The 11920-nt window shown below is 46.3% G+C and carries 10 protein-coding genes; 6 read left to right on the top strand and 4 right to left on the bottom strand.

Annotated features, from left to right (window positions below; all coding sequences use genetic code 11):
- Positions 1-258: 258 nt before the first annotated feature.
- Entirely contained in the window at positions 259-1578 is a 1320-nt protein-coding gene (locus ACTXGO_RS05175; protein WP_443573565.1) for a solute carrier family 23 protein, read from the top strand.
- 21 nt (positions 1579-1599) lie between these two features.
- On the opposite strand, the gene ACTXGO_RS05170 is transcribed toward ACTXGO_RS05175, so the two are convergent.
- A complete protein-coding gene (locus ACTXGO_RS05170) occupies positions 1600-2523 on the bottom strand; it encodes a DMT family transporter (RefSeq protein ID WP_317198877.1) in 924 nt (307 codons plus the stop codon).
- 418 nt (positions 2524-2941) lie between these two features.
- On the opposite strand from ACTXGO_RS05170, the gene ACTXGO_RS05165 reads away from it, so the two are divergent.
- Positions 2942-3859, top strand: coding sequence for a WG repeat-containing protein (locus tag ACTXGO_RS05165; RefSeq protein WP_443542237.1), 918 nt, complete (start codon positions 2942-2944; stop codon positions 3857-3859).
- Between the two features lie 135 nt (positions 3860-3994).
- Here ACTXGO_RS05165 and ACTXGO_RS05160 read toward each other — a convergent pair whose 3' ends face one another.
- On the bottom strand, positions 3995-5014 hold the full coding sequence (locus ACTXGO_RS05160) for an alpha/beta fold hydrolase (RefSeq protein ID WP_435948976.1): 1020 nt from the start codon (positions 5012-5014) through the stop codon (positions 3995-3997).
- Between the two features lie 24 nt (positions 5015-5038).
- Positions 5039-5203, bottom strand: coding sequence for a rubredoxin (locus tag ACTXGO_RS05155; protein WP_317198874.1), 165 nt, complete (start codon positions 5201-5203; stop codon positions 5039-5041).
- A gap of 298 nt (positions 5204-5501) precedes the next feature.
- Here ACTXGO_RS05155 and ACTXGO_RS05150 point away from each other — a divergent pair, with 298 nt between their 5' ends.
- A complete protein-coding gene (locus ACTXGO_RS05150; protein ID WP_317198873.1) occupies positions 5502-6041 on the top strand; it encodes an adenine phosphoribosyltransferase in 540 nt (179 codons plus the stop codon).
- A gap of 136 nt (positions 6042-6177) precedes the next feature.
- Here ACTXGO_RS05150 and ACTXGO_RS05145 read toward each other — a convergent pair whose 3' ends face one another.
- Entirely contained in the window at positions 6178-7116 is a 939-nt protein-coding gene (locus ACTXGO_RS05145; protein WP_443573563.1) for a transaldolase, read from the bottom strand.
- Between the two features lie 325 nt (positions 7117-7441).
- Between ACTXGO_RS05145 and pheA the strand changes: the two genes are divergently transcribed.
- The 3 genes from pheA to ACTXGO_RS05130 form a co-directional block, all read left to right on the top strand.
- On the top strand, positions 7442-8611 hold the full coding sequence (gene pheA / locus ACTXGO_RS05140; protein WP_317198871.1) for a prephenate dehydratase: 1170 nt from the start codon (positions 7442-7444) through the stop codon (positions 8609-8611).
- 24 nt (positions 8612-8635) lie between these two features.
- Positions 8636-9769, top strand: a complete 1134-nt coding sequence (gene hisC, locus ACTXGO_RS05135; RefSeq protein WP_435948973.1) for a histidinol-phosphate transaminase — start codon at positions 8636-8638, stop codon at positions 9767-9769.
- 7 nt (positions 9770-9776) lie between these two features.
- A partial coding sequence (locus tag ACTXGO_RS05130) for a bifunctional prephenate dehydrogenase/3-phosphoshikimate 1-carboxyvinyltransferase (protein WP_443573561.1) occupies positions 9777-11920 on the top strand: 2144 nt, incomplete at its 3' end.

Here is an 11920-nt window from a genome sequence, read left to right as displayed (position 1 = left end):
ACCAGTGAAATTGGACTTTATTAACAAATAGTTTTTATCCTCAAAACCATTTGTTGTTGACGATTATTATAAAGCAGTCGTTCGTCCTATTGCTACAGTAGATGCCTCAAAATTTAGAGGTCTGAGAACTAATCGTAAATACCGAGCGACTCACCATTTAACTATTATTAGGACTAGCGCATGACCTTGCCATCAGAGCCTTCTTCTGCCTCTAACAAACCGAATGCTTTAACGGCTGCTGGTATCGATCCTAAAGCCATGCAATTAATAGACAATCCAGACTTTGATAATGGTCGCTGGTTTCCTACGTGGCGCGCGTATAAAGGTAACTTAGATGTTGATGCGGTGGGTATCAACGAGTACTTGCCGCCGTCCAAAAGCGTGCTACTTGGTATTCAACATACCTTTGCTATGTTTGGTGCGACTGTACTTGCGCCACTGCTTATGGGTTTTGATGCCAACCTTGCTATCTTGATGTCCGGTATCTGTACTGTGATGTTCTTTATCATTACAGGCGGGCGTATGCCCAGCTATTTGGGTTCAAGCTTTGCCTTTATTGGCCCTGTCATTGCAGTGACTGCATATGCAGGTATGGGCTTTAATAGTGGTCTGGATGTGGCTTTAGGCGGCATCATGGTGTGCGGTATTATCTACTCCTTGGTAGGTTTGCTCGTCATGAAGACAGGTACAGGCTGGATTGAGCAATTAATGCCACCTATCGTGACGGGTGCTATCGTTATGATTATCGGTCTCAACCTTGCGCCTGTGACCATTCAAGGCGTCTCAAGCAATCAATTTGATGCTTGGATGGCAACGCTTACCGTCCTACTTATTAGCGCAGTAGCCGTATTTACCAGCGGTATGCTTAGACGCTTGCTGCTCTTAGTCGGTTTGATATTGTCTTATATTGCCTACTTTGTGATGACTAATATCTTAGGCTTTGGTACGCCCATCGACTTTAGTAGTATTCAAAGTGCCGCTTGGTTCGGATTGCCTACGATCTACACACCGCGCTTTGAGCTTAGCGCTATTATCTTGATTGCCCCTGTTGCTTTTATCTTAATCGCCGAAAACTTAGGACATTTTAAAGCAGTCGAGGGCATGACCAAAGCGCGCGTAACGCCTTATATGGGCCGCGCTTTTCTCGCTGATGGCTTAGCGACTACCTTCTCAGCAGGCTTTGGCGGTACAGGAGTGACCACTTATGCTGAGAACATCGGCGTGATGGCAGTGACCAAGGTCTATAGCACGACCATCTTTGTCATCGCAGGCTTAGTCGCTATCCTGCTTGGACTCTCACCCAAATTTGGCGCAGTGATTCAGACGATTCCGCCAGCACTACTGGGCGGTGCGTCTATTGTTGTCTTTGGTCTAATCACCATCGCTGGCGCGAAAATTTGGATCGACAACCATATTGATTTTAGCAAAAATAGCAACTTAATCATTGCTGCAGTTACCGTTATTATGGGCGCAGGTAACTTTGGTTTAAAGTTAGGTGAGTTTGATTTGGGCGGTATCGGTACGGCAACGCTAGCTGCTATCGTGCTTAATGCTTTATTCAATCTGAAAAAAAGCTAGTTGCCATAATAGATAGCTTATTTATGGTTTGTGCTTATAAAATCTTGCAAAAAATCGATAACGACGCAGGGCGCGCGGCTTAGGTTTGAGCGATCCTAAATATATCGCTAGCATTGTCAGTAACGCGCCGCTCCATTGCAGCGTGTTAATAGATTTGCCAAGCCAGCTGTAGTCTATTATCAAAGCTGCGATAGGTTCAGTCAACAACAGCAAGCCTGTAACGGCAAGCGACAACTTGGGGATAGAGTAGGCTATAAGTCCCCAAGCCAAGCATTGCATCACCGCGCCATACACTAGTATCCAGCCAATATCAGACCACGAGTTTGGCATAATGTGACCGGCGTCAAATATCAGCATAGGTATGATCATCGCCAGCACGCCGCCAATACTAATCAGTTGCATCAAGACAAATATCGGTGTGGGCTCGGTATCATGAGTCTTACGGATAAAGGTCATAGACGCCGCCAGCATCGCGCCTGATACGATGCCAGTAACAAACCCCCAAGTCGCGGCTGTATTATTGGCAAACTCTGGGCTCCCTATCATCGCCACGCCAAGCACCGCCAAAAATAAACTTATCAGCTGTAAGCTTGTCTGGCGTTCACTAAAATACAAAAACCCAATCGCTGCCAAAAAGAAAATCTGTAAGCTATTGAGCAAGGTTGAGATACCAGGCCCAACAGCATAGATACTCTCATGCCACAGTGCTAGATCCAAGCCCAAAAATACCCCTGATAACAACCCAAAAACGATAGCAGAACGGGCGCGCGGTAGCCGTTGGCCTGTCATTTTGGCCAGCAGGGTAAAGATAATACCTGATATCGCAAGCCGCCAAAACGACATTGCCCAGCCGCCAATATCGACGTGAGCGACAATCAGACTACCCAAGCCAAAAATAATGCAGCCAATAATAAGGCCGGTGGATGCTGAGCTTGTAGTAGACATCGCTGTATATCATCCTTTATATAAACGTTCTAAAGTAAAAGCTTGCTAAGATTAAAAATAAGTATTCTTTATATTGAATATAATGCGATATCTAGTATTCTAATAAGTATAGATTAAAAGGTGCTAAGCTTTAGCACAATAGTGACACGATCTAAGGGCTTGCGTTACACGCTTACTCAACACAGGTTGGTGCATGAGCAGCTATTTGTTAGGCTGCCTGTCTTACCATACAAGAGAGCGTTGTGAAATAATGGATTTTACTATGACTAAAAGTACTCAGTTAAATACACTACAATCTACTAAATTTGTGCCTGTGCTTTTGTCTGCCATACTTAAATCTTTCATACTTGGGTCTACCGCTCTTAGATCTACCGTTCTGACATCCTCTACACTTACCAAAGTATACTTTGGTGTCGCTATGATTCTGAGTTCAGTTTTTATCATTCCAAGCGCGCAAGCGGCCAGTTGCAAGATACCAAAGAGCTACTACAAGCATGTTTCTTGCACTGCTGATAGTCGCTATTTCTTGGCGGTAAAGGATTTTGGTGCGCCAGTCGCTTTACTCGATAAAAAAGGTAAAAAAGTAGCTGATCTTATGGGTTATCAGCGCGTAGATGCCACCAAGATAGCAGGAGGTCTCATGCCTGTACAGCGTAATAGTAAAGTCGGCTACGTCGATATGCGCGGGCGCGAGGCGATACCGACCAGGTACGATATCATCGGCTCTAACCAAGAGTGGGCAAGAGCGGTATCAGACGGACGCATTGTCGTCAAAAGAAACGGCGATTATGGCGTGATTACCACCGCCAATCAAGTGGTTGTACCGTTTAAATCCTCTATCAGTCATATCGATAATTACAAAAACGGTATTGCGCGCGTAAGTAAAGGCAAGTCCATAAGTTGGCTGGATAAAGACGGTAACATCGCTCAAGACCCCAATGCAAAGCGTGAGATGCAAGCTTCAAATAACCGATCTGAGAATACGCCAGCGCTAGTGCCTGCAGCATTTACCACGTTAAAGGCCAAGCAACAAAATGGTAAATGGGGTTTTGTTGATGATAACGATGTGGTGATGATTACCTATTCGTTTGATGACGTAAGACCTTTCTCTGAAGGTTTGGCTGCGGTCAGTATCGATGACAAATGGGGCTTTTTAAATTTAGGCGGCGAGCTTGTCATACCTTTTAACTTTGATAATAGTGTCATAAGTAACGAGGACACCTATCAAGGCGTCTCACCTTTTGTATTTAAAGAAGGTACGGCTTGGGTGGGTACGTTGGCAGATGGTCAAAAAACCTGTATCAATACAACGGGTGAAATTGTCAGTTGTGGTTAATCACTCAATACTATTTGTTGTTTGAACTCAAAAGACAAATTTAAAAAGAGTCGTGGCTATTGTTATGAATAGCAGCAACGACTCTTTTTTGGGTGAACACTTATTAGTTAGCAATCGTTAATTAGTAATTAAAAGTTAGCCGAGTAAATGATTGCGAATCAGATCAACCATATAAGGCTGATAATAGGCAGGTATATCATGCCCCATGCCTTCAATGAGATGAAAGGTGGCATTCGGAATGGTCTTGGCAACGACGCGACCTTGAGAGGCCGGAATGAGACCATCAGCACTGCCGTGCATAACAATGGTTGGCGCTTTGATTTGCTTACTAAAACGAGCAATAGAGCCTGAGGCTAATATAGCGTTAAGCTGCTGCACCGTGCCTAGCGGATGAAAGCTGCGCTGATAACGCAACTGAGCAATCTCACGCACGAGACGCACATTGATATGTCCTGGCGTGCCGACGGTTTTCATAAACCAGACGCTATGGCGCACGATATCACGCTCAGAATGACTCTCAGGACGATTAATCAAGGTATATAACTGCTTGGGCTTAGGTGGGCGCAGAAATGCGCGATTGGTCGTGGTAAACATGAGCGCCACTTTGTCCACTAGGCTTGGATAACGCGCGGCAACAATTTGCGAGATCATTCCACCCATAGACGCGCCAATCAAATGCGTACTCCCTAGATGCAAAGCTTTAATCAAGCGGGCAGTGTCCTCTGCCATATCGGTCAAGTTATATGCCACTTGCGCGCTTTTGTTAGAGAGTCCCGTTTGCAAGCGCATCATCATCTTAAGCTGACTGATACGCGGCAGACCATCGATTTGGACTTTGGAGGATAGACCGATATCACGATTATCAAAACGAATAACGAATAATCCTGCATCAATAAGGCGCTTAATAAAAGCATCGGGCCAAAATATCATCTGTGAGCCAAGACCCATGACCATCAGTAGTGGTGGGTTGGCAGGGTTACCGCCAGCCTCAACGCACAGCTCAATGCCGTCACCGATATCTATCATAGCTTGATACAGATGCTCGCTCAGATCTGAGGGGTGCCACTTGTGCTCACCGAACTTTTTCCACTCATCACTAGGATAGTGTTCGATCTTGTTAGCGGGGCTATGAGTACCTAGATCATTTGAAGTCATAATATTTCCTATTGCGCAAGTGGCCTAAAATTCTGCCATCTCAAAGTCAAGCTTGCCGACGCCGCACTCAGGACATATCCAGTCCTCTGGAATATCTTCCCATTTGGTACCTGGCGCGATACCTTCTTCAGGACAGCCTAGCTCTTCATCATATATCCAGCCACAGACTATACATTCATAACGTTTCATACTTTATCCTATCAACTAATACTGAGATATTACGCACCTTTAGGTACGATAAAAACGTCCGTAGTGTAGCATATAACCAGACTTTGCACGTTTAAGTTTACACTTGTATATTGAGATTGCTCTAGCATAATCAAGTAAAAATATAGCACTTTTTATATCTATAATTGTCTAATGTTGAACATCACCCCTCAAAATAGTATCCATTATGCTATGATTGCCCCCATTATTTTTAACCGTATTTTTAGCCATTATTGAATGCCATCCCTTTATTCACCAGTCATCTAAGATTGAGGTCACCATGAGCGCCACTGCAATATCTAACACCAAAAACATTGATCATCCCTTTTGGCAAGTGATCAGAACGGTACCTAATTTTCCAAAAGCAGGTATCGATTTTTATGATATTACGCCGTTACTGCGCAGTCACATAAATGATGTCATCGATGCGCTGCTTGCAGCTTTGCCCGAGGGGCTTATGGATGAGGTGGATTGTTTAGGTGCGGTTGAGGCACGCGGCTTTGTATTTGCAAGCTTGCTGGCAGGCCGTCTTGGCAAAGGCATGATACTACTGCGTAAACCTGGCAAATTGCCGCCACCTGTTGCAAATAAAGCCTATGCATTAGAGTACGGTAAAGATACGCTTGAGATGCAAAATAACTTACCGCCTGAGCGCGTATTATTGGTTGATGATATTTTGGCGACAGGAGGCACTCTCACGACCGCCTATGAGCTATGCCGATCCGCTGAGCATACTGTCGTTGGCGCTTTGGTACTTCTCGACTTGGTAGAGTTGCATGGCGAGTTTCCTGTACCTGTTTATACGGTCCTAAAGGCATAAAGATTTAGTCATAACAGTGAATAGTAATCTTAAAGGTATAAAAAAGCAGCATTCTAAGTGCTTAGAATGCTGCTTTTACTTGATAACTTTTACTTAATAGTGAGTCTAAACGACTAACGAGTTAACTCGCCAAAGCCTAACGCATCCCCGCCAACGCCTTTGCCAGCTCGTCACGCGCGGCGATAAACCCGTCTATGCCTTTAGGCAATAAGTCTTGAGTGATCTTATCCTGTTGATACTCATGATTAAAGGCTTCGTGAGTCAGACTGATTTTTTGCATATCCGCCAACTCTGTTGCCATACTTGGTGAGAGCTTGCGAGTGACGTCGACGTCCATAGCCTCAAGCTCGTCGATAAGATCAGGCGCAATAGTGAGCAGATCACAACCTGCTAGCGCAAGTATCTGCTCGACCGAGCGAAAGCTAGCTCCCATGACTTGGGTGTCATAACCATGCTGCTTGTAATACTGATAAATAAGCTTGACAGATTGTACGCCCATATCATCAGTAGGCGGAATGTTCTGGCGGCTTTGTTGGCGTTTTTGCCAGTCCAATATACGACCGACAAAAGGTGAGATGAGGGTGACCCCTGCGTCGGCGCAAGCGATCGCTTGATGCTGACCAAAGAGCAAAGTTAAGTTGCAGTGAATATTTTGGGTTTCAAGATAGCGCGCCGCCTCAATGCCTTGCCAGGTCGCTGCCATTTTGATGAGTACGCGCTCAGAATCCACGCCAGCGTCCTGGTAGGCATCCATAAAAGCAAGCGCTTTATCAATAGTCGCCTGAGTATCATAGGACAGGCGTACATCGACCTCAGTGGAGACTCGTCCCTCAATAAGTTCCAATATATTACAGCCGATCTTGATAGTAAGCGCATCAATGACAGCATCGACATCACCATGATAGCGGCTCATCGTTTCACTCAGCATAGATTGATTGTCAGGATGAATGAGGGCTTTGGTGATTAGGCTTGGGTTGGTCGTCGCATCCTGAGGTCGCAGGCGTGCAATAGCAGCCAAATCCCCTGTGTCAGCGACAATAGTGGTCATCGTGCGAAGCTGTTGTAATGCGCTCATTGAATATCCTTGCGTGTTGAATGATTAGCAAACAAACTTTAACATAGTTTGGTTTGGATTTATCTAATATAAAAACGAATGATACCAAGACGAGACGCAGGCAATGAGCATAAGTATTGATATAAATCTAATGTATGAAGATTTTTCAGCCTGTTTGTGATTTAGTGTCTTATCCTGCTTTTAAAGGATTAGACAAGTCCTATCTACCATTAAAAATAAACCGTTTTTGTTTTATAAACACGATAAATCGATAAGATGGCTTTAAATATACTGATGATGTGCTACATTATAGCGGTCTAAATAACAGTTAAAAAGGATAGGCGGTATGAGCGAGCAGTCACCAGAGCAAAAGCCAGATAACCCAGAGCAAACAGATACGCCAGCAACGGAGCAAGCGTTTTTAAATCAGCTGCGTCAAAACATCGATACCGTAGACTCCCAAATTCATACGCTCATTAACAACCGTGCTAGATTGGCTCAGCAAGTAGCGACAGTCAAAAAAGAACACGTCGCTAATAGCAAAGATGCCTCTATACGTAATCCTATCTTTTATCGTCCTGAGCGCGAGGCGCAAGTCCTAAAAGCGGTCATGGCGCGTAACGAAGGCCCTATCTCTGACGAGAAGATGGCGCGCCTGTTTCGTGAGATTATGTCGGTTTGTCTGGATCTAGAAGCACCGCAGCGTATTGCCTTCTTGGGACCTGTCGGTACCTTTACGCATGCCGCCGCGCTCAAACATTTTGGCAAAGCGGCTGATACAGTACCGATGACTACGATTACCGATGTGTTTCGCGAAGTGGAGGCGGGTACGGCTATGTATGGGGTGGTACCTGTTGAGAACTCATCAGAGGGCGTCGTTAATCATACGCTTGATGGGTTTTTGTCGTCATCTCTCAAAATCATTGGTGAAGTTGAGCTGCCTATTCATCAGAACTTTTTGGTCGCTCAGCACACCAAGGTTGATAGCTTAAGCCGTATCTATTCACATCAGCAGTCCCTTGCACAGTGTCGTCATTGGCTTGATGTTAATTTCCCTAATATTGAGCGGGTAGCGGTCTCAAGTAATGGGGAGGCGGCGCGCCGTCTCAAGAACGAATGGCATTCGGCTGCTATTGCAGGGGACGTAGCGGCTGCAGAGTACGATTTGCATAAGCTATATTCAAATATCGAAGACAATCCGAGCAATACTACGCGATTCTTGATTATCGGTCATGAAGCGATTGCGCCCTCAGGTCAAGACAAAACCTCTATCGTCGTCTCAGCGCATGATAAAGCTGGCGCACTGATCGAGATCCTCAAGCCCTTGTCGTATCACGGCGTATCTATGACTAGCATCGAGACTCGTCCTGAGCGTCCTAATAAATGGGCTTACGTATTCTTTATCGATATGGATGGTCATATTCAAGACCCTAACGTGAGCGCTGCTGTTGCTGATATCAAGCCTCTGGTAAAAGACTTGCGCGTACTAGGCTCATACCCTAAAGCGGTATTGTAGCCTTTTAATTATTGAGGAGATATCATGTCAGTTGCCAGTGGTGATCAATCTGTTTTGCGTCCTGCTTACGACAGTATCCTAACGCTTGCGCCTTATCAAACGGGCAAGCCTGCCGACGAGATCACGCGCGAGTATGGCGTCTTTGATGTGGTCAAACTCGCCAGCAACGAGAATCCGCTGGGCTGCTCGCCTTATGTGACCCTAGCGATCACTGATGAGCTAGGAGAGCTGGCGCGCTATCCTGATGGCAATGGCTATTATCTCAAGCAAGCCCTGTCTGATTTTAATGATATTAGCATCGATTGTATCACCTTGGGTAATGGCTCTAACGATCTACTCGATATCTTGGCACGTAGTTTTGTCAGTAGTGATGATGCTATCGTTTATAGCCAATATGGTTTTGTAGTGTATTCGATGCTGGCTAAAATGCAAGGCGCGGCGGGTATTGAAATACCAGCGCAGCGATTTGGTCATGATTTGAGTGCTATGGCTCAGGCTGTCAAAGACAATCCCAATACCAAGATAGTGTTTATCGCTAATCCTAACAATCCAACGGGCACTCAACTTGGGCGTGATGAGCTACAGGAATTTGTAGCCAGTATGCCGCCGTCAGTGCTGGTTGTATTAGATGAAGCTTATATAGAGTACAGCCCTGAGAGCAATAATCGCGCGCTGCTAGATGCGTTTGACAACGTCGTCATTGTGCGCACCTTTTCGAAAGCTTATGGTCTGGCGGGGTTACGCGTTGGTTATGCCCTCAGCTCAGCGCCAGTGGCTGATTTATTGAACCGTGTACGCCAACCTTTTAACGTCAGTCGTCTCGGTCTTGCTGCCGCTACAGCCGCGCTTGCAGATCAGTCGTTCATCGAGACGGTAAGATACACCAACCAAGAGCAGATGCGCTGGCTTGAGAAGCAGTTTGACGCGTTAGGATTGGGTTTTATCAAATCTTTCGCCAATTTTATTATGCTAGAGGTGGCTGTAGATATGGAGGAGACAACAGCGGCAACAGTAAATCAAGCGCTATTAGAGCAAGGCGTTATTGTACGACCATTAGCAGCCTACGGCCTTGATGATTGGCTACGCATTACGGTTGGCACTGCCGAAGAAAACCTACGCTTAGTTGATACGCTAAGCTCTATTTTGAACGATGATTGAGGCAATAGTGAGTCCACAAAATAATAACCTATACCTTAATCCTTCACAGACGAGCACTCAGCCTTTATTTAAGCAGGTGTGCGTGGTCGGTCTGGGTTTGATTGGCGCAAGTCTAGCGCAAGCGATCAAGGATAAAGGGTTGAGCGCGCGTATCGTCGCGGTAGATCGCCATATACCAAGTATTGACGAGGCCATCGAACAAGGTCTGCTTGATAAAGGTAGTGATACGCTTTTGGATGCCGTTGCTGGTAGCGATTTGATCGTTGTTGCCATTCCCGTGCAAGCGGTACCCGCCATTTTTGCTGATATAAAGGCGGCTATGGATATAGGTCTGATCGCTACTGATTGTATGATTACCGATGTCTGTAGTACCAAAGTCAATATCATTGAAGCTGCCACCCAAGTATTTGCCACTTCATCAAATGGTATGCCTACTGGGTTTGTACCCGCGCATCCGATTGCTGGGGCAGAGAATTCAGGGTATCATGCCAGACGTAGTGACTTGTTCAGTCATCATAGCGTTATCATCTGTGAGCTTATGACGACGGATGCTATAGCGATTGCGCGGCTCAAGCAGTTGTGGGAAGCAGTAGGCGCGTCGGTTATGAGTATGGACGCTGATCGTCATGACAAGATACTCGCGCACACCAGTCACTTGCCGCATCTGCTTGCCTTTAATCTGGTTGAACAACTCGCCAGCCACGATGACAATCTAGACATGTTTCGCTACGCGGCAGGTGGGTTTCGCGACTTTACCCGCATAGCAGCCAGTGATCCTAAAATGTGGCACGATATATTTATCGCCAACAAAGGTGCCGTCGTGAGCGCCCTTGATGAATACAGCGACTATCTACAACAGCTGCGTCATCTCATTATAAATAACGACTCAACCGCCCTGATGGGGCTTTTAGGCCGCGCGCAAGCTGCCCGGCGACACTTTGATCACATGTTAGCTTCTACCCCTTATACGGATACCTCTGCTATGTCAGCCTCTTATATTATCTCGCCAAGCCAAACTCTCACAGGCACTATTGCTATTCCAGGTGACAAATCTATCTCCCATCGTAGCATTATGCTCGGTAGTCTTGCGACTGGTGTGACAAGAGTCACTGGATTCTTAGAAGGCGAGGACGCTTTGGCAACTTTGCAAGCGTTTCGTGATATGGGCGTGACGATTGAGGGCCCTGATAAGGGTGAGCTGACCATTCACGGTGTTGGTATGCATGGTCTCAAACCCAGCAAGACGCCGCTTTATATGGGTAATTCTGGCACTAGTATGCGCCTGCTATCGGGTATTTTGGCCGCACAAAAATTTGACAGTGTACTCATTGGTGATACTAGCCTAAACAAGCGTCCCATGGAGCGAATCGCCGCGCCGCTGCGTCAGATGGGCGCCGTTATCCAGAGTACGGGCACTAGTGGTACGGCGCCGCTCAGCATTACAGGCCGCGACAAAGCGGGCACACCACTACAAGGTATCCATTACGATATGCCTGTAGCCTCAGCGCAAGTCAAATCCTGCTTATTGTTAGCAGGATTATGGGCTGATGGCACAACGACGGTGACCCAGCCTGAGATTAGCCGTGATCATACTGAGCGTATGCTATCTGCTTTTGGTTATCCGGTTGTTGTTGAGGGCAATCGCATTAGTGTTGAAGGCGGTGGACAGCTGACAGGCGGTGACATCGCTGTCCCTGCTGATATCTCCTCAGCGGCGTTCTTTATGGTGGCCGCTGCCATTAGCAAAGATAGTGAGCTGACCTTGTCGCAAGTGGGTATCAATCCGACGCGTACGGGCATTATTGATATTCTAAAGCTCATGCAAGCGGACATCACTTTGAGTAATGAGACTCATATCGGTGGTGAGCCCGTCGCCGATATCACCATTCGTAGCTCAAATCTGCAAGGTATTAATATACCTGAGCATCTGGTGCCGCTAGCTATCGATGAGTTCCCTGTACTGTTCGTCGCGGCGAGTTGCGCGCAAGGTCGTACGGTGTTGACCGGCGCTAAAGAGTTACGTGTCAAAGAGTCTGATCGCATTGCGGTTATGGCTGAGGGTTTACGAGCTCTAGGCGTCAATTGTACAGTAACGGACGATGGGATGATTATTGAAGGTCAAAACGTCGATGGTCATAATAACGATAAAGC

The sequence above is a fragment of the Psychrobacter sp. T6-1 genome (genome assembly GCF_052258445.1).
The sequence above is the reverse complement of the archived record's forward strand: the minus strand, read 5'-3'. Positions and strand labels throughout refer to the sequence as shown.

What these genes read in the sequence shown, in the direction of transcription:
- ACTXGO_RS05150 (WP_317198873.1), top strand. Translation starts at nt 5,502, where the DNA reads ATGAGCGCCACTGCAATATCTAACACCAAAAACATTGATCATCCCTTT.
- ACTXGO_RS05175 (WP_443573565.1), top strand. Translation starts at nt 259, where the DNA reads ATGCAATTAATAGACAATCCAGACTTTGATAATGGTCGCTGGTTTCCT.
- ACTXGO_RS05155 (WP_317198874.1), bottom strand. Translation starts at nt 5,203, where the DNA reads ATGAAACGTTATGAATGTATAGTCTGTGGCTGGATATATGATGAAGAG.
- hisC (WP_435948973.1), top strand. Translation starts at nt 8,636, where the DNA reads ATGTCAGTTGCCAGTGGTGATCAATCTGTTTTGCGTCCTGCTTACGAC.
- pheA (WP_317198871.1), top strand. Translation starts at nt 7,442, where the DNA reads ATGAGCGAGCAGTCACCAGAGCAAAAGCCAGATAACCCAGAGCAAACA.
- ACTXGO_RS05145 (WP_443573563.1), bottom strand. Translation starts at nt 7,116, where the DNA reads ATGAGCGCATTACAACAGCTTCGCACGATGACCACTATTGTCGCTGAC.
- ACTXGO_RS05165 (WP_443542237.1), top strand. Translation starts at nt 2,942, where the DNA reads ATGATTCTGAGTTCAGTTTTTATCATTCCAAGCGCGCAAGCGGCCAGT.
- ACTXGO_RS05170 (WP_317198877.1), bottom strand. Translation starts at nt 2,523, where the DNA reads ATGTCTACTACAAGCTCAGCATCCACCGGCCTTATTATTGGCTGCATT.
- ACTXGO_RS05160 (WP_435948976.1), bottom strand. Translation starts at nt 5,014, where the DNA reads ATGACTTCAAATGATCTAGGTACTCATAGCCCCGCTAACAAGATCGAA.